Source organism: Paenibacillus sp. 2TAB19 (genome assembly GCF_052115185.1).
GTDB lineage: Bacteria > Bacillota > Bacilli > Paenibacillales > Paenibacillaceae > Pristimantibacillus.
Genome location: NZ_JBFRGE010000061.1, coordinates 24533 through 42230, shown reverse-complemented (window position 1 = coordinate 42230; position 17698 = coordinate 24533). Strand labels below are relative to the sequence as shown.

Here is a 17698-nt window from a genome sequence, read left to right as displayed (position 1 = left end):
CTCTTAAGCCCCGAAATTGGATTTGAGACTAGCCCACTTAACAGTGTAAGCTAGAAGCAGAACCAGTGGAGGGGATTTTTTATGCAACGTAGAAGATTCACATTAGAGTTTAAGCAACAGGTCGTACAGGAGGCCAAGGAAGTCGGAAACGCCTCGCAGGTTGCACGTAGACACAACATTAATCCCAAAGTGCTTTATCGTTGGATGGAGCAAGCGGAGCATACCGACTGGCAACAAACCGAGCCATCATCCAAGGCTATTAAGGCGTATGTGCCCTCACCTCAGGAGTTTCGAGCTCTCGAAGGAGAGAACAAACAGCTGAAAGAGATTCTTGGCGAGAAAGATCTGGAAATTKCTGTATTACGTGACTTGCTAAAAAAGCAGAACCCAGCTTATCGGACAAAATTGAAATAGCCGACAAGTGGATCAAGCTGGGATATGCGGCTAAGCGCATCTTGCAAATTGTCGGTGTTAGTGAGCAGATTTACTATTATCGCAAAAAGAACGTTCCATCCCCGCAAGCTGTAAAGCGCGGAGGTGGTCGTCCTGTGCCTGGTTATTCGAAAACAACCACCGGCAAAGAAATCAGCGACGAGCAGATCTGTGAATGGCTATGTGAGCTCATTAGCGATGAAACAGAGGTATATGGTTATCGTAAACTCACCGTCAGTCTGCAACGAGAGTACGGGCTTATCATTAACAAGAAGAAGGTCTATCGATTAATGAAGCAGATGGAACTTTTACAGCCACAGCGTCGGAAACGTACCGCATATCCACGCAGGCTGGCGAACAACCGCGAGATCACGGCTTCGAGCCAACTCTGGGAGATGGACGTAAAGTACGGTTATATTGCAGGTGAGCAGCGCTTCTTCTTCCTTCTTTGCGTATTTGATGTTTGCGATCGGGAAGTTGTGGATTTTCACTTCGGACTCTCCTGTGAAGGAAAGCATGCAGCGGCTCTCATAGGGCGCAGCTTGTGGAAAAGGCAGTTGTTTCAAACCAATAAACGTCCTGTCGTTCGAACAGACAACGGACCACAGTTTATTAGTCATGTCTTCGAAGAGGCTTGCTTGACGAACGAAACGGTACATGAGCGCATTCCGCCGAAAACGCCGAATAAGAACGCTCACATTGAATCGTTCCACAGTGTGCTTGAATCAGAGTGTTTGCAAAGGCATGAATTCGCAACCTACCAGGAAGCCTACAGTGTTGTTACAAAATACATCGAGTTTTATAACAAACGTCGATTGCATGGAAGTCTGAAGGATCTGGCTCCCGAGCAGTATCGGAAAGCAATAGCGTCAGGGCAGATCGTGCCAAAAACTATAAAAGTATGAGTGAAAACGAGTATTTCTAAGATAGAAGAACGTTAAGTGTCCTAGACTCAATAATTCGGGTGTTTAACCGCTATAATTTTTTTCTAATAAAGAACTATCACCATTTATTGCTGTCTTTACTGCTGTTGCAGAAGCGTCAGCACCTTTACCGTATGGATCAAGTGCTGCCATTGTTGTAGAAATTGAAGATAACTCCTTTAGACGATCGGGATTGTTTGTAATCGTTGCAAATGTAAGAACTCCTTTGGCAGCTTCACTAATATTCACTCCCAACCTCTGCGATTCGCTTTGTACATGTTCAAATAAATCTTTACCAATACTTGCACTGCCTACTGCGTTCGTTATTAGCCCCTTTATCTGCTGCTCCTCCAATGCATTCCTAGCACTAGATTCAACAATTGTTATTAAGGGATCTTTGAATAAGGCCTCAACACCTTTTTTTAGTTGATCCAGCAAGACTTTCCCATTATTAACACTTAATATTGATGGGGTTTTTGGTTGCATCGAAGCAGCATTAGGAGCAGCTACTTTCTCAGATCCTGCACCTTGACTCATTTCTGTAATTAAATTGATATTAATAGCTTTCGAAACCGTCATATCCTTAATTGAATCAAGTAATGCCTTGCCCAATTGTTCTGAGGAAACGTTCTCTTTCAGTTTTTTAGTGGTATCGTCAATTTTACCAACTAATCGATTAAAGGAATTAGCCGTATCCTCAATCGTTGTCTGAACACGAGTAACAGCATTCTGGAAAGTAACAAGCTGTTGGCGGGTTTTGGCAAATAATTTTGATGTATTAGCTGCTTTTGCTAGTTGCTTATCAAACTTTCGAAAAGCGCTTATCGATTGGCCAAAGGCGTTAATTGTGGCACTTAATGAGCTTTCTACTGTGCCGCTCATCCCTTCACCCCCTTCACACGGGCAGGAGCGCTCCCGAAGCCGAGAGCGCTGCCCGTCCTTATTTTCGTTTCGATCTGGCTCGCTGCTTTTTCTCGCTTTCGATGCGGACGTCGATCATGGCATAGATAGCCGCTTTCTCGCGGCGGGACATCGCCATCAGCTCGTGGGGCAATATGCGTAGCTCGTGGAGGGCGTAGTAAGCGTAGTTCGCTTCTCCGTCGCCCTCTTTGATTAGTTTTTTACGTCATCGGCCAGATCGTTTAGGCTTTGGTTGAAACCGTTTATATCCTGCACGTACTGGACGAGTGATGCATACTCACCAGGACGGAGCATTTTGCGAAGCAAATTTTCCGCTCCCATGACACTATATGACTTTTGCAGTTCTGCATCCTTCAAGTTCGGGTAATGTATGCTGCTGACGACCAGCTTCGCCAAGTATTCATCCGTATTCGTCTCAGGTACGAATACCCCATTCTTACCTTTCACTTTGCGCGTCGCCGACTTCCGGCATTCCTCATTCTCCGCCTCGGTCATACTGCGAAGCTGCCATGCAATCGGCTCGCCCTCTGCGTTCTTGAAGCGATTCGATACGATAAAAGGTTCGGTCTCCTCCGCAGCCGCATGTTGCGCAAAAAATAAACTTAATTCACTCATGTTCGTCCTCCGATATGTTTATATTATTTTGAATTAATTGCCTGCAAGCCTTGTAAAATGATCGGCGATATCCACGCCTTCAAAGGTGAACTCCAGCTCTTCCTCCAGCGCTTCGCTCTCCGTATCGAGCTTGCCGATGATGACCTTGTTCAGGTTAACGTTATACAGCGTAACCGTCTGCTTGCCGATAGAAGAAGCCGGATCTTCGTTCACGATGACGACGTCGAAGTAAGAGTCGATGCCCGTCTTCACGTAATCCAGCATCATTTGGCGGAACTTCGTCGTTACGTAATAGATCGTCATGCTGCCGGTGCCCGACCAGCCTGTCGCCTTGTGCTGCAAGCCGCGGTGTCCGAGCGTCTTGATCTCGGCCTTCGTCTTCTCGATGCTCGCTTCCAGCGTCTTAATATAGAACATTTCCTCGGTTTGTCCGTTAATCGTGGCGTATGCCCGTCCCTCTTGGCCGGAAATCGTATCTCCTGCGTTCAGAAATGCCATCTTACTTCACCGTCACTTTCATATATACTTTTTCTACGCTGTCTACCGGTTGGATATAAGCATCGATGAAGATGCTGTCAGGCGACTCGCCGCCCGAAACGGTTAGATCCGTCTGCGAATCGAACTGCTGAATAGCACCGCGGCGCTGCAAGCCGTCCAAATACTTCACGCATTCGCTGCGGAACAGGCTTCGGCCATCCTGGTTGTTGTCGATCTTTCCGATATACGATGCTTCAAAAATATGTTTAAGGTCGTTCGCGATACCGTCCAGCACGCGAATGACACGGTTTTTGGCGAATACTTGGCTTTTACCAGTCGTTAGCGTCGTCAGCGTATTAATGTCCTGTTCTACGATCGCTTGACCGTTGCTTGCGGTGAATACGAATTCTCCGGCTTGCAGTGCCGCTTCAATCTGCGTATTCGTGTAGCGAACATCCGCATCGACTGCGTCCTCGTAAGCCTCGTAAGTCAACGATTTGTTCATTGCAGCTCCTGCCGTTGCTGCTGCCACCCATACCGTCGCATTTTGCGCATCCACGATCGTGCCATCCGCCAGCTTAACGCCGTTTTTGACGCTAATGACGCCTTCATGATCCGCAGCAGGGTATTTCGCAACGACAACTTGGATTTTGCGGCCTTCTACTTCACGAAGTCGACGGGCAAAAGCCGCATACGCCGCTTTGAGCGAATCATCGCTGGATACGAGTGCGACCGTATGGAAATCGAGCAGCTCGATCTTCGACAAGAAGTCGATATGCTGCTGATTCGTAATCGAACCGTTCGCTCCGCCCTCAAGCGCAGTGCCAGCAGTTGCACTAAGAGCGCCAGTACCGCCGAATACGACGAAAGCGTTCGGAACAAGCGATGCAATGCCGTCCACCGTCTGGACATCCGCCTGTACGTTCGATACGTAAGTGATCACATCGAACAAATCACCGTCATCGACGTTCTCCTGAACAGCAACCTTGATCTCATTGCCTCGTACGCCGCCGAACTTCGCTGTTGCCGTAAGACTGCCGATCGCAGCCGTTGCTTTCGTCCCCTCATTCAAGCGATACACCAGAACCGTCTTCGCACGATTCAGCGCACTTGCGAGCCATCCTAGCTCCGGTGCGTCAAGACTGTAGCCCAGCAAGCCGAATACATCCGACTCCGCATTGATTTCAATCATTTGCTGAGGCTGACCCCAGTTTAGCGTTAGCGGGACCGATACGATTCCTCTCTCACCAATGTTGCTTACTGCCTTCTTCTCGCCGACCACATTAATATAAACGCCGGGACGAATTTTGTTTTGCGTTGTCCAATTTCCTCCTGCCATGTTCTACATGACCTCCTTTGTCAAATAAACGCTGATTTGTTTCGCTGCTTGCTCATGCGAGTAAGTCGCTTCCCCATTCAGCACTGCGGCTAGAACGTCTTTCTCGGAAGTCGAATACCTGCTCGCTGCAAGCAGCTGTGATTTGCTGAAGCTTTGCTCCGGCCTCGATGCTTTCCTGTCGCTCTTCTTCATCGATCCTTACCTCCATCTTCTAAAAGCCTAGGTCGTGCTGCCCGCTGCTACATCTGAATCACTCCTCTCGGGCCAGGTACATAAAAAGGGACAAGCGGCTTATTCCTCAACCGCTTGTCCCTCACTCATGATCTCTTGCACAATATCATAGTAGCACGGTTTTTTTGGCGATATCGGACATCCGGCGGACAACCTTCGGACATTAAGCGGACATAAACCGGACAAGCTCTTGCACAGCCTTCTGCTTCCATCTGCGGAATGTGCGATCCACTATACCAAGCTCTGAAGCAACGAACTCCGCTTGCTTTCCTTCTATATAACGAAGCTTCAACAACTGCGCGTATTGCGGCTCGCATTCCTCCAGCGCTTCCAGAGCTTCGTCGATCTCACGCTTCTGACGCTCCAGATCCTGAAGCTCGCTTAATTTATCCAGCACGCCACGATACCCTTCCGATGAAGAAGCGCCTGCCCGCGCCTCCAGCACCTTCTTGATCTTGGCCTCCAGCTCTTTGAGCAGCTGTTCGTCCTCCGGGCTTGCTGAAGCCTGAATTCGTTTCACTTCCTTTAACTGCGCGCGAGTCCCAAGCGGATATTTCGTTAATTTCGCATGAGCCGCCGATTCAATCTGCTGTTCTCTCTCGTCCAGGTACATATAAGTCGGCAGCTTGCGAAGCTCTCGGTGCAGCTCCTGCAGCTTATCGTCCTCTGACACTGCGCTAAGTCGGATGCCCGGTCCGACCGACGTTTTCTCTAGCTGCTTCATGCGTGCCGTCAGACGGCGATATGAGCCCAGCAATTCAAGTGCGATTTCTTCCTTATTCATTGAATACGACCTCCTATTTATCGTTTAAGTATTTTAAATACCCTTTACCACAAAAAATATATCCACATCTCGGTATTGACAATACYATCATCGAGAAATATACTAGCTGTGAAGTATTTTCAATAGCAACCCCGCTATTCATTAGACAGCCATATGTTTCCTTCTGATGAATTTCATTGTATTCGGTATTTATAATACCGTCAAGTAGTTTAAATACCGTTACAACAATAATGGAGGGTATTCAAAATGTCACTAGGGTCAAGAATCAAAGAGCTGCGCACCGAAAGAGGGCTGACTCAGCAGGAAATTGCTGCCAAGCTGGAAATGGGCCGATCCAACTTCGGCCATATCGAGAACGACCGTGTAACGCCGACGAGCGAGGACTTGCAGAAAATAGCGGATATTTTAACAACGACAACCGATTATTTACTCGGCCGCGACCATTCCACGGCAACTATTCCGGAATGGGCCACGTATAAAGATAAACGCGACTTCAAGAAGCTGCTGGAGGACGACGGAGAAGTAATGTTCGACGGCGTGCCGATGAGCCCTACCGACCGCCAGCGTGTCATGGATGTGCTTACCGGACTGTTCTGGGAAGCGAAGCAAATGAACAAGCATAAGAAGACTGCACCGCAGGACGCGAGAACTGACGATGCCGAAAGGTAGCTGTTGCTATGGATAAACTAATTCGTAAGCTGATCCGAAAGTTTCGGACCAACGACCCTTTCACGATAGCCGAAGGGCTTGGCATCCATTTGCGGTACGCGGATTTAGGCGAGGATACGAGAGGCATTTATTATAAAATATTGCGCAGGCGTTTCATCGTTATTCACGAACAGCTGCCCGAGGATTGGCGTCGGTTCGTATGCGCGCATGAGCTTGGACATGACCGTCTGCATCCCGGATTCAACCGGTTCTGGCTGGACGAGCAATCCTTCTTTAATGTAGGCAAGTATGAACGGCAGGCAAGCAAGTTCGCCGTACGGCTACTAACCGCCGGTGATGCCCCTGGGCGAAGCGAGACGCTTGAGGAGCTGCTGCGGCGCAACGGTGTCCCGCCAGAGATGCAGAAATTTTATTACTAATAAATGGGAGGTTGTCGTTAAGCCTGTATTTCATACAGTCTAATCCTACCCAATCTCTTGTTAAGCAACTTTTGAGTGGAATGTATACAGTCAAAACCGGCATTTTAAACCTCAGAAGCTTCTCACCGTCTATTTGACTGTACGAAATCCAATCAAACTCAAATATTCTCTATTTTCTAAGCTTTTGATTGTACGAAATCCAATTAAACGGCTAGTAACTTTCGAATACACAACAAAAAAGCTAGCAACCCGTTCCCCGGATTGCTAGCTTTTTTAAGCTTCTTTAGCGCTCGATCAGCCCATACTTGCTTTTGATCCGTTCCAGCTTCTCCAGCATCGGCCGCGAGAGAATGGCCAGGAACACGACTGTCGCGATGGCATGCACCATATCGAACCAGAAGCCCGAAGCGTACGTTGCAAGCAGCGCCTCCCATGAGAAGGTGGACGTGAACATCATCAACGATCCGATGTTAATAATGCCCCCGTAGATGAAGAACGTTGCTAGTCCGCCGAATAGACAAAGCGCCAGCCTCGTGTTCTTCAGCAAACCTTTCTTGAACAAAATGCCCGCCACAAAACCGATGATACCGAAGCAGAACATTTGCCATGGCGTCCATGGACCTTGTCCGAAAAAGAAGTTAGAGACGAATCCCGCTACAGCGCCGACGAGAAAACCTGCCTCCGCGCCGAAGCTAACACCAGCGATAATAACGATCGCCACAACCGGCTTGAACTGCGGCACCATGAAGAAAGCCGCCCGTCCGGCTACAGCAATAGCTGACAATACAGCAATAACGATTAACTCGCGCGCCTGCGGCTTGCGCTTCTCGAAGACGAGCGCAAAGGGCAGCATCGTATACAAAATAATCAGTAAGCTAACAAAATAATATTTGCGGTCGTCCAGAACGAAGATGCCGAACAGAATCGTCGCAGGAATAACCAGCAAGATGAGCGCAGTGGATATCAGCGTTCGGCGGCTGAGCCTGTCGCCCACTATCCGCTTCTCCGGCATTGCTCAATCACATCCTCTACCGTTACGCCGCCCGGCCATACGTGGCGAACCATGCGATTGGCTGCCGTTGTGTAGAAGCTATTGCCTGCAAAAAACGTTTTCGTCTCGTTCGTCGCAATAATGCTCCCGTCGAAAAACATCGAGCAAACCTCCCCATGCCTGGCGCAAAACTCGATATCATGAGACACCATCACGATCGTGACGCCTCTTGTATTCAACCGCTTCAGAAATGCGGCCAGCTTCTCCTTAAAGTAACCGTCAAGCCCTTTCGTCGGCTCGTCGAGCAATAAAATCTTTGGTTCGAGCAAAAGCACCTTTGCGAGCGCGGCACGCTGCTGCTCCCCACCGCTAAGATCATAGGGATGCATAGCCATTAACCGATCCAGCTCGGCGAACTCGACTACAGCCGCAACTTTGGCGACCTTCTCCTCATTCGTCAATCCGGATGAATCAAGCATTTCGTACAAATCCTGCTCAACCGTTTTCTTCACGAACAGATGCTGCGGATTTTGAGGTAGAATGCCGAGATTGCTTGTGAATAGTTCTCTGGCGTTCAGCTTCGCGACGTTTTTGCCGCCGATAAGCACCTTCCCTCTATAAGGCTTAAGAATACCGCCAATTAAAGATAACGCGGTAGACTTCCCTGTCCCGTTGCCACCGACGATGCAGTGGAACTCGCCTTCGCCAACCTCCAGCGACAAATCCTTGATGACATCGGGCCCGTTCTTCTCGTACTTGAACCAAACGTCTTGGAACATGATTGCCTTGCTGTGCGACTTCATCGAAACGTCCCGTCGTCCCTCAGCGATCTCCGATTCGGCAGCCGTCTTGCCTTCCAGATACGCATTCAGCCATTGTCGCCCTTCCTTGACCGTAATCGGACAAGGCAGCTCGCTGTCAACGCCGGCACAGATTTGAATGGGAGACGGCATCGAAGCGAACATCGGATGATTCATGCGGGCTAGCGCTTCGCCTACAACCCAAGGAGAATCGTCCGCTATAATCGAGCCCTCGTCCAAAACGATGACGCGATCCGAGAGCGGAAGCGCCTCTTCGAGCCGATGCTCGGTCATAATGATCGTCGTACCGAGCTCGCGGTTAATTTTGAACACCGTCTCCAGAAAATCGGTCGCCGCGATCGGATCGAGCTGAGAGGTCGGTTCGTCCAAAATAAGCACGGAAGGCTGCATGGCCATAATGGAAGCCAAATTGAGCAGTTGCTTCTGTCCGCCTGACAATTCCGTCACGTTTTTGTGAAACCATGTCTGGATGCCGAAGAAGCTCGCCATTTCGGCTACCCTCAGCCGAATCGCCGTGTTGTCTGCGCCTAAGCTCTCGAGGCCGAAAGCCAGCTCATGCCACACTTTGTCCGTTACGATCTGGTTGTCGGGATGCTGCAGCACAAAGCCAATATCCGATGCCTGTGTTCTTTGGTCGATTTGCTCGATAGGAATGCCGCGAAAATGGATCTGACCCGTACGCTCGCCGTGCGGCGCAAGCATCGGCTTCAGTTGCCTTAGCAGCGTGCTCTTGCCGCAGCCGGACCTTCCGCAGATCGTAATGAACTCACCGCTATGGATTGTGAGATTGATACCCTTCAGCCCCTCCTCTTCTGCAAGAGGAAACTTGAAGCTTAAGTCCTTGATTCGATAGCTTTCCATTTCAGTTCCTCCACCGCATTTGTAATGACAGGCAGCAAACATAATCCGAAATACGCGACATACACGGCCAGGGTAACCGCGGTCATTTCAGCCGCTTTCATCGAGGGAAAATAACGCATCGTATTTTCTCCTATTGCCCACCCGTATAGAATGGCGGCGATGAGTACCAACATGATAGCAAGCACCGCTTTATCCCGCCGATCAAACCGATAAAGCGAGAAGCTCGTCCTCCCCGGCAACCCATAACCTCTGGCTTTCATCGAATCGGCCGTTTCAATTGCATTTTCGAGTGCCCAGGTCGTCATTATGGAAAGGATCGTCAGACCGTTGCGAACTCTGGTAAGCAGACTGCCTTGCGTCACATCCCTGCCGATGCTCCGCTGCGCGTTCGATATGATCTTGATCTGATGCATATAGCGCGGCACGAGCCGAAGCGCCATAGAGAAAATAAGCGACAGCGCAGGTAGAATTCGTCCGAACAAATAAATAAATTTATCCGAAGTCATGACGGCATTATAACAAGAGAACCATACAATAACCGTTACGAACATACACGCGGAAGCGAGCCCGTACAAGATCGATTCCAGCGTAATCGGATTTCCGTTTTTCAAATAAAATAGAATCGTGACACCCGCGTGGTTAAAAAGCGGATTCAATGCCGCCATCCCAAGCAGCAGCGGAAGCATATATAGAACGTTGAATGTAATGGCTTTCTTGCGCTTCAGCATAATTGAGTAAGCGATAGCGCTAAATAGCGCTATCGCTTGAAAAACGGGATGCATAAACAACATACTGAAAGCAATAATGACGGCAAAATATCCGAAGTTTATGAATGGATGATAACCGGAGAAGCTGTCGCGGTTCGCTTCCCTATTCATTGTCCCGTTCCTCCCGTGGCCGCATCGCCGTCCACATCGCGTCCAAGATCGCATGTATATACCCAATCAATGACATCGCCGTCCTTCAGCTTGTAGCGGCTGCTGCCGTAGTTCGGAAACCATCCATTCACCTTGTACATCCAGCCGCTCAGCTCGCCGCAATCAAATTCGTACAAATTGTTGATACCTTCGATATAGTTGCTGTTATAGATCGGAGTCATCTCGAATTCCATATGAATTTTGTTCGCCTTCATTTCACGAAGCAGTACGTCGAATACCGATTCCCCTTCGTAAAATGTCACTTTGCGCGCCTTGTAGATGACCCCGTCCTTCGGCAACACTTCTAGCTTATCTTTGTCGAGCATATCCAAATTGTCCAGTATAGTAGCGGCGCTTACAGATAACGTGACGGTCAACGCTTTGCTCTTATCGACCGTAACGTCCTGCGGCTCTACTGGCTTTGGCTTGCCTGAAGGGACGGGATCAGTAAGATACTTATCCTTATCGGGTTCCTTGCTCGGCTGCGTCGTTGCCGGCGTCTTCGTTTCAGCTGGACGATTCGTAGCCTTGGCCGTCGCCTCAGGCTTATCGGGTTTCGGCTCCGGCGTTGCCGAAGGCGTGCCGGCAGCTTCGGTTGAAGCAGGCGATGGTTCGCCCGCTTCAACAATAACACTTTCCGTCGCCTGCGGATTTAAGCTCGGCTCGTTCGCACCGGCGATGTCCGGAGTCGTTGTCGGCCGCTCGCTCTCTTCGTCCAACGAAACCTCGTCCTCTTCCACCACCTGCGAAGCGGCCTCACTGCCCTTGCTCGGCTGCGTGCTTTTGCCATAATCGCCGCCCCAGAAGAAAGCAACCGCCAGAACGGCTATTATCGCCAGCGCTGCGAGCCATTTTTTATTATTCATGTTGCCGCACCTGCCTCGCTTGCATCTGCTCTATTAAGCGACATCCGACATCTCATACAATCGGTTAAGCCCTTTAACGAACCTGTCATAAGCGACTAACGCATAGAAGGATTGATCCGTTGCCATCAAGTCGACTTCGCCAGGCTTCGCGCCTCCGTTGTCGATACCGCCCGGCTTCACATGATAGAAGCCTCCGCCCTTCACGGCGAAGCCAAGCAGCGCGTCAAGCGCCGAATGGCCGTTCTTCACGAAACGCGGATCGGTATCCGCGTCGATGCCAAGTCCCGATAGAGCCACGATGACCTGTGCAATGCTCTCGGCATTCGACGAGCCCCAGCTTGCATAACTGCCGTCCGCTTGCTGCGCCTTGGACAGCCATGCCAAGCCACGATCCACGGCAGCCTTCGCTTTCTCGTTGGAGCCATAATAAGGCGTAAGGCTTTGAATAGCCATTGCCGTAATATCCGGATCCGCAGCTGACGCATCTTCTCCAAGCGCCCAGCCTCCGCCTGCGATTTCACGTCCCAATATGAAGTCGATCAATAGCTCTCTCGTCGTTTGCGTCTTGACTGCCGAGTCGACTGGAATCTCGTAATCTTTGCTGTCCAGAGCAATCAGCGCGAATATAGGACCGTTAATACCTTGCTTAATGACGGTATTGAAATCGGCCAACGGCTTAAGMAGGTTGTATCCTGCCACATTGTCGACTTTCTTCCCTAGCGCAGTAAGCGCTAGGACGACCCTGTCGTATTCCGTGTATTTGACATGATGAAGCTTGCCTTCTTTTTCCTTAAGGGTTTGTTCGACATTGGCGAAATACTTGGCATAGTACCCGTCTGGAACGTTTAACCCCGAACGAGCAAGTCCCAGTACTGACCATTCACCGCCAATGCTTGCGATAATTGGATTGGTTACAGTCTTCTGCAAGTAAGCAGCAGCCTCATTGATAACCTGCTTGACTGCTCGATCCTGCCCAGCTTCAGGCTGTTCTGCCATCTTACCGGTAAGGGCATAAGCCCTCATTGCAACGACTGCTGCCATTTCTCTCGTAACGTCAGCTTTCGGCTGGAACTGGTTGCCGTAACCGAGCATCAATTCCAATGCGACAATCGTTTGTACGTCTTGATTGGCCCAGTTTGATACTGAGTTCAAATCTTTGATCGGCGTTGCAGAGGTTGCTGCTTTCAAACCGAGCGCTCGAACAATCGTAGCCGCCATCTGTTCGCGCGTAATGCTCTTGCTCGGATCAAACTTATTATCGTAGCCCGATACGAAGCCTGCCTTATACGCCGCATTGACATACGGATAGAACCAATCATCCTTGGCAACGTCCGTAAAGGCGATCGCATTGTCAATATCCGTCTTCAATCCAAGCACGGATACCAACAGCTTCGTGAACTCCGCTCTTGTTATCGTCGATTTCGGATTGAACTTTCCGTTGCTGCCTTGAACGAACCCTTTCCCGGTCGCATCGGTAATGGCTTGATAAGCCCATGCCGAGATTGATGAGCTATCGGAATACAGCTTCGCGATATCGATCGCTTGCTTCGTATACGCCACGAATGCCGCGCCGATATTCGATTTAATGACAAGATTATTGCCGTTCACGAACGCATAGATTTTTTTCTCGTTGTCTTTCGTTTCCAGTGCGCCTTGCTCTTCCGTATCGTAAACCTTTATTTCCGAAAACTTGTTTTTCTCGTAGTACCCCGGAACTTGTCCTGCCGCGTCTTTCAGTCTGATAGTTACCGGCGTATCGAATTTCACAGGTTCCTTGTCATTGCCAAGTACGAAAGCGTAATTCACATTTTTAAGAGAAGCTGTGCTGCCGGCAAGAGCTGACTTAATCAGATTTTCAAGCTCGGAAATCGTAATGCTCGGCGCAGACAGAAGCTCTATCGTTTGCGGGCCAGACAATAGCTTTGTGCCCTTCGCGATCGCCGCGGTTATATTTCCTTTAACGGCCGTTACATGCGGAATACCGTCCGCAACGTCCGCCAGCTGCAGTTGCAGCTTTAAGTTCGTAGTAGGAATTTGAACCGTAATGTTGTCGGTATTGTTATGTTCTTTTGATAATTTAATGAAATAGTTTTTCTGAGCATCGTTCGGTACTTGAACGACCGGGTTAGATTCGTTAGGGTTTACGATCAGTTCTGACGATTTTCCGTCCGATGGGAGCTCCGAGAAACATTGGCTCGGATCGTATATGTCCAAGTCTTCACCCAAATTTGTCGTATAGCGCCATTGAATAACGTCTCCGTCTTCAAGCTCATACAAGCTTGCGCCGTAATTCGGATAAATGCCATTCACGTTGTACATCCAACCGCTATACTGGCCGTGATCGAACTCACCGTCTCCGGCAATCGATTCTACGTAGACGCTGTTGTATTCCTCGCTCCATGAATATTGCATGTTAATATTTTTGCTGCCAAGCACACGCTTGAGCACCGTCCATACGGTATCCCCGGACTGCAGCTCAACTTTAGTAGGGCTCAATACAAAACATTTATTAATCGTCATCTTGTCGACCGACAACGTCGCATATGTTTTCGGCTGAGGCTCCGTACCGCCACCTGGTGCTTCGACCTCAGAAGACGAATAAGCGACATAGTCCGTAAAATGATTCGTTTTGACGATGAGATCGGATCCGCTGTCATACGCATATTCGTTCTTGCCGCTTGCTTTGCCCGCCGCATCGTTGGCAAACTTCCCGATTGGATAGGCGATGCCCCCCTCGATGTAAGCCGCATCCTTGCCAGCTTTTCCTATGAACGTCAGCGTTACGTAATCGCTGAACTCGACTCTTCCGCTGCCGCCCATGGAGAACGCTTGTACGAGCGCATCCAGGCTGCGATTATCAGGTAGACTGTTGCTTACTTGAGCAATCAGAGCCGGGTCCGTGACCGATTTCGATGTCAGAAGCTCGATCGCCGAAGCATCGCCGCTCACAACCTGCGTACCGCTTGGAATGAAAGCAGCAGCACCGCCCTTAACGGCCTTGATTTCCGGCAGGTTCACTGCGCCTGAAAGATCGACGGATACTTTCGACGACTTGCCCTCCGGAATCGTAATCGTCACTTCTTTGCCGCTGTCGCCCTCGGTAATCAGTACCGTGTACTCTTTGTTGTCCTGCGGCACGATAACTTCCGGCATGTCGCCCTCAGGCAACGGCAGTTCGCCGTTCTCCTGCGGAGTCTCCGGCAATTGCAACTCGACGTCCGTCATATCGTATAGAGAATTCGTTCCTTGAAGCAGCCGATCGTAGGCTACAAGCGCATATGTGCCTTGGTCTGTCGCCATGCCATCAACCTGACCCGTTTTCAAATGCTTGAATCCGCCTTCCGGCACAGCGAACGCCAGCAACGCTTCCAAGGCTGAAATACCGTTTTTCACGAATCGTGCATCCGTATGCGCATCAATACCCAAAGCGGATAAAGCCGTAATGACTTGCGCGATGCTTTCACTGCTCGACGATCCCCAGCTCGTATAGCCGCCGTCCGCGCTCTGTGCTTTGGACAGCCAGCTTACGGCACGATCCACCGCCGCTTTGACATCGTTGTTCGTTTCATAGTATGGAGCAAGCGCTTGAAGGGCCATAGCCGTCATGTCTGGATCAGCAGCACTTGTACCAAGCGCCCATCCGCCTGCCTGCTCCGTTCCCTTCTTGATTTCTTTATCCAGCAAATATTGAATGAGCGATTCCCTTGTCGTTTGCGTCTTGCCCTCAGTTGCGACCGGAATGGCATAATAATGACTGTCGAAGGCCAACAGCGCGAAAATCGGTCCGTTATTGCCTTGCTTCGTCACGTAATCGAGATCAGTCAGCGCGCTAAGCAGGTTAAACCCTGCCACGTTAGTAATGTCTTTGCCGATAGCCGTAAGTCCCAAGATGACGCGGGAATGCTCCGTTCCCTTCGTCTTATCGAGTACGCCAGCATTAGCTGCCATTAATTCGGTTACTTTATTAGATACGTTATTATAGTAGATATCATAATAACCGCTGGAAACCTCGTATTGCCCCCGTGCCAATGTCAGCACTGACCAGTCTCCGCTTCCCGTTCCGAACACGGGATTCGTCACCTTTCGATGTATATAATCCAGGTTAGCCCGCAATTGCGGTTCGAGTATGGAAGCTATACTTTTTTTATAAACGATATTGAATGTATTCCCAGCTTTGTTGCCTGCCTCGTCCTCAGCGGTTACCGTTATCGTGTTCGATCCCGGAACAAGCGTCGCTGTATACTGTCCGTTGATTCCCGTAATTCCCATACCGTTCAGCTTCACTTGCGGGACGATGCCTGACGTCCGGTTATCCGTAACCGAAATGCCAAAGCTGATTTGTTCGAAGTTGACTTCCYGATCGTTCACGAAACCGTCGACCGAAATGACTGGCTGCTCCGTGTCCTTCGTCAAAATATCAACATCGGTCATATCGTACAAATACGTCAAACCGTTAATGTATCGACTGTAGGCAACAAGCGCGTATGTGCCTTGGTCGGTTGCCATGCCGTCAACTTTACCCGTCTTGACATGCTTGAAGCCGCCTTCGGGCACCGCGAAAGCCAATAGCGCGTCTAGAGCCGAAATACCGTTTTTAATAAAACGCTCATCCGTATGGGCATCTACGCCGAAGCCGGATAAAGCCGTAATGACCTGCGCGATGCTTTCGCTGCTCGAGGTTCCCCAGCTCGTATAGCCTCCGTCCGCGCTCTGCGCTTTGGACAACCACGCAATCGCTCGATCCGCAGCTCCCTTTACATTAGTGTTCGTCTCGTAATAAGGAACCAGTGCTTGCAGCGCCATGGCTGTCATATCCACATCGGCTGCGCTCGTTCCTAGCGCCCAGCCGCCTGCTTGATCGGTACCTTTCTTTATTTCCTTATCGAGCAAAAATTGAACGAGATTTTCCCTTGTCGTTTGCGTCTTTCCTACAGGAGCGTCAGGAATTTCATAGTCATGACTGTCCAGCGCAATCAACGCGAATATCGGACCGTTATTGCCTTGCTTCTTGACGTAATCGAAGTCTGCTAACGCGCTTCTCAAGTCAAAGCCGGCAACATCCGTTATATCCCGGCCAACGGAAGTAAGGCCAAGAATGACGCGGGAATGCTCCGTGCTTTTCGTCTTGTCGAGCACGCCCGAGTTAGCCGTCATTAGCTCGGTGACTTTATTGGCTACATTTTTATAGTAGAGATCGTAATATCCGTTTGGTACGTCATATTGTCCCCGCGCAAGAGAGAGGACGGACCAATCCCCGCTCCCCGTTCCAAATACGGGATTCGTGACGGTTTTCTGGATATATGCAAGGTTTGCATGGATTTGTTGCTCCAGCAGGGCGTCGAACGTTTGCTTGTACGTAACAACAAAGGTTTGCTCTGCTTTGTTGCCGGCCTCATCCTCAGCTGTTATCGCAATCGTGTTGTTGCCAGCGATCAGCGTCGCCGTATATTGTCCATCCGTTCCCGTAATGACTTTCCCATTCAGCTTCACTTGAGGAGTGATCGCTTCCGATACGTTGTCCGTTACCGTAACGGCGAAATCTATTTCGCTATTGGTTAAAATTGCGTTGTTTTCTAACCCTGCAACTTGGATAACGGGTAGCTCCGTATCTTCCTCATTGGCGCTCAATGCTTCGCTGAGAGCGGCAAGTGCTTCATCGACGCTGTCTTGGGAGCTAACCATGCTTTCAAGCGCGTCATAGGCATTAATATATGCCGCGTTTACGTCGTCATCCGATATGATTGCTTCTCTGTTCGGATCGCTGTTGATTTCTCCGACCAGTTCAGTCAGATCATCCTTATTAGCCGTAGAATAGAAGCCTTCGCTCCATTCCGAGCCACCCAGGTCCGCTCCGAATCCGTATACCGTGAACTGGGTACGAATAACGTCTCCGTCCTCGGGGTGGTAATCCGAAAATCCGACGCTCGGGAATACGTTATTGACCGCATACATCCAACCCGACATCGAAGTATAATCAAATTGACCAAGCCACTCTTCTCTTAATTTCGTGCTGACCTCGCCGGATTGCTCCAATATATAGCTTGGAACGTTTACTGGCCTTGGATCGTTGTCTTTAACAAATGCCAGATAGAACGCACTATCAATGGCACCCGTACTTTCATAATTCCCTTCGCCAAGCAAACGCGTTATGATGGCTGCGCCATTATCGTTCTCGTAAAAAGGAACCTTAACCGGCTCTTCTATATAGCCCTGCCCTAACGTAAACTTCTCGACAGTGATCGTTACGAATCCAACCGGATCAGATTCATCCTCCGCCGCGAGCGCAATGCTGGCTCCGTTCGTGAACACAACAGAGAATAGGATGCTTGCGATAAGCAGCCACGCTAAATACTTGTTCCTGATCATCTTTTCATTACTTCCTTTCCAGTCCTTCTATTTCTATTAAATCTTGTCTACCATACTTTCAGCGCG

At 49.7% G+C, this 17698-nt stretch carries 15 protein-coding genes; 4 read left to right on the top strand and 11 right to left on the bottom strand.

Translation table 11 applies throughout. The features are described from left to right. Window positions 1–81 precede the first annotated feature (81 nt). Together AB4Z33_RS22855 and AB4Z33_RS22850 are read left to right on the top strand one after the other, a co-directional pair. Complete coding sequence (locus tag AB4Z33_RS22855) at window positions 82–414, top strand: transposase (RefSeq protein WP_442052097.1); 333 nt, start codon at window positions 82–84, stop codon at window positions 412–414. Beyond that, the gene (locus AB4Z33_RS22850) at window positions 405–1337 is read left to right on the top strand and encodes an IS3 family transposase (protein WP_442052100.1); all 933 of its coding nucleotides are present in this window, start codon (window positions 405–407) and stop codon (window positions 1335–1337) included. Before AB4Z33_RS22855 ends, AB4Z33_RS22850 begins: the two co-directional genes overlap by 10 nt. Window positions 1338–1400: 63 nt before the next feature. Here the strand turns inward: AB4Z33_RS22850 and AB4Z33_RS22845 are convergent, their stop codons facing one another. The 6 genes from AB4Z33_RS22845 to AB4Z33_RS22820 form a co-directional block, all read right to left on the bottom strand. Then, a complete protein-coding gene (locus AB4Z33_RS22845; RefSeq protein WP_442052096.1) occupies window positions 1401–2237 on the bottom strand; it encodes a hypothetical protein in 837 nt (278 codons plus the stop codon). 231 nt (window positions 2238–2468) lie between these two features. Continuing rightward, window positions 2469–2891 (bottom strand): phage tail assembly chaperone, encoded by a 423-nt coding sequence (locus tag AB4Z33_RS22840; protein WP_442052095.1) that lies wholly within the window; start codon window positions 2889–2891, stop codon window positions 2469–2471. A 33-nt stretch (window positions 2892–2924) separates the two neighbouring features. After that, entirely contained in the window at window positions 2925–3389 is a 465-nt protein-coding gene (locus tag AB4Z33_RS22835; RefSeq protein ID WP_442052094.1) for a phage tail tube protein, read from the bottom strand. Between the two features lies 1 nt (window position 3390). Further along, window positions 3391–4707, bottom strand: a complete 1317-nt coding sequence (locus tag AB4Z33_RS22830; RefSeq protein ID WP_442052093.1) for a phage tail sheath family protein — start codon at window positions 4705–4707, stop codon at window positions 3391–3393. A 3-nt stretch (window positions 4708–4710) separates the two neighbouring features. Further along, complete coding sequence (locus AB4Z33_RS22825; RefSeq protein WP_442052092.1) at window positions 4711–4899, bottom strand: hypothetical protein; 189 nt, start codon at window positions 4897–4899, stop codon at window positions 4711–4713. A gap of 202 nt (window positions 4900–5101) precedes the next feature. Further along, window positions 5102–5722, bottom strand: a complete 621-nt coding sequence (locus AB4Z33_RS22820; protein ID WP_442052091.1) for an ECF-type sigma factor — start codon at window positions 5720–5722, stop codon at window positions 5102–5104. Window positions 5723–5968: 246 nt separating this feature from the next. Here AB4Z33_RS22820 and AB4Z33_RS22815 point away from each other — a divergent pair, with 246 nt between their 5' ends. Together AB4Z33_RS22815 and AB4Z33_RS22810 are read left to right on the top strand one after the other, a co-directional pair. Beyond that, entirely contained in the window at window positions 5969–6391 is a 423-nt protein-coding gene (locus AB4Z33_RS22815) for a helix-turn-helix domain-containing protein (RefSeq protein WP_442052090.1), read from the top strand. An 8-nt stretch (window positions 6392–6399) separates the two neighbouring features. Next, the gene (locus tag AB4Z33_RS22810; RefSeq protein ID WP_442052089.1) at window positions 6400–6810 is read left to right on the top strand and encodes an ImmA/IrrE family metallo-endopeptidase; all 411 of its coding nucleotides are present in this window, start codon (window positions 6400–6402) and stop codon (window positions 6808–6810) included. 283 nt (window positions 6811–7093) lie between these two features. Here AB4Z33_RS22810 and AB4Z33_RS22805 read toward each other — a convergent pair whose 3' ends face one another. From AB4Z33_RS22805 to AB4Z33_RS22785, 5 genes are read right to left on the bottom strand one after another with little or no spacing between them, the layout of a single operon-like run. Beyond that, entirely contained in the window at window positions 7094–7822 is a 729-nt protein-coding gene (locus AB4Z33_RS22805) for an ECF transporter S component (RefSeq protein ID WP_442052088.1), read from the bottom strand. Next, window positions 7804–9483 carry an ABC transporter ATP-binding protein gene (locus AB4Z33_RS22800; RefSeq protein ID WP_442052087.1) on the bottom strand — a complete coding sequence of 560 codons (1680 nt, stop codon included), beginning with the start codon at window positions 9481–9483 and terminating at the stop codon, window positions 7804–7806. Before AB4Z33_RS22800 ends, AB4Z33_RS22805 begins: the two co-directional genes overlap by 19 nt. Then, window positions 9456–10361, bottom strand: coding sequence for an energy-coupling factor transporter transmembrane component T (locus AB4Z33_RS22795; RefSeq protein ID WP_442052086.1), 906 nt, complete (start codon window positions 10359–10361; stop codon window positions 9456–9458). Before AB4Z33_RS22795 ends, AB4Z33_RS22800 begins: the two co-directional genes overlap by 28 nt. Continuing rightward, the gene (locus AB4Z33_RS22790; protein ID WP_442052085.1) at window positions 10358–11266 is read right to left on the bottom strand and encodes a DUF4430 domain-containing protein; all 909 of its coding nucleotides are present in this window, start codon (window positions 11264–11266) and stop codon (window positions 10358–10360) included. The genes AB4Z33_RS22795 and AB4Z33_RS22790 overlap by 4 nt, the downstream gene beginning before the upstream one ends. Window positions 11267–11299: 33 nt before the next feature. Next, entirely contained in the window at window positions 11300–17632 is a 6333-nt protein-coding gene (locus AB4Z33_RS22785) for an S-layer homology domain-containing protein (protein ID WP_442052084.1), read from the bottom strand. Between the last annotated feature and the right edge of the window lie 66 nt (window positions 17633–17698).

What these genes read in the sequence shown, in the direction of transcription:
- AB4Z33_RS22800 (WP_442052087.1), bottom strand. Translation starts at nt 9,483, where the DNA reads ATGGAAAGCTATCGAATCAAGGACTTAAGCTTCAAGTTTCCTCTTGCA.
- AB4Z33_RS22825 (WP_442052092.1), bottom strand. Translation starts at nt 4,899, where the DNA reads ATGAAGAAGAGCGACAGGAAAGCATCGAGGCCGGAGCAAAGCTTCAGC.
- AB4Z33_RS22830 (WP_442052093.1), bottom strand. Translation starts at nt 4,707, where the DNA reads ATGGCAGGAGGAAATTGGACAACGCAAAACAAAATTCGTCCCGGCGTT.
- AB4Z33_RS22835 (WP_442052094.1), bottom strand. Translation starts at nt 3,389, where the DNA reads ATGGCATTTCTGAACGCAGGAGATACGATTTCCGGCCAAGAGGGACGG.
- AB4Z33_RS22795 (WP_442052086.1), bottom strand. Translation starts at nt 10,361, where the DNA reads ATGAATAGGGAAGCGAACCGCGACAGCTTCTCCGGTTATCATCCATTC.
- AB4Z33_RS22845 (WP_442052096.1), bottom strand. Translation starts at nt 2,237, where the DNA reads ATGAGCGGCACAGTAGAAAGCTCATTAAGTGCCACAATTAACGCCTTT.
- AB4Z33_RS22790 (WP_442052085.1), bottom strand. Translation starts at nt 11,266, where the DNA reads ATGAATAATAAAAAATGGCTCGCAGCGCTGGCGATAATAGCCGTTCTG.
- AB4Z33_RS22820 (WP_442052091.1), bottom strand. Translation starts at nt 5,722, where the DNA reads ATGAATAAGGAAGAAATCGCACTTGAATTGCTGGGCTCATATCGCCGT.
- AB4Z33_RS22840 (WP_442052095.1), bottom strand. Translation starts at nt 2,891, where the DNA reads ATGAGTGAATTAAGTTTATTTTTTGCGCAACATGCGGCTGCGGAGGAG.
- AB4Z33_RS22815 (WP_442052090.1), top strand. Translation starts at nt 5,969, where the DNA reads ATGTCACTAGGGTCAAGAATCAAAGAGCTGCGCACCGAAAGAGGGCTG.
- AB4Z33_RS22810 (WP_442052089.1), top strand. Translation starts at nt 6,400, where the DNA reads ATGGATAAACTAATTCGTAAGCTGATCCGAAAGTTTCGGACCAACGAC.
- AB4Z33_RS22805 (WP_442052088.1), bottom strand. Translation starts at nt 7,822, where the DNA reads ATGCCGGAGAAGCGGATAGTGGGCGACAGGCTCAGCCGCCGAACGCTG.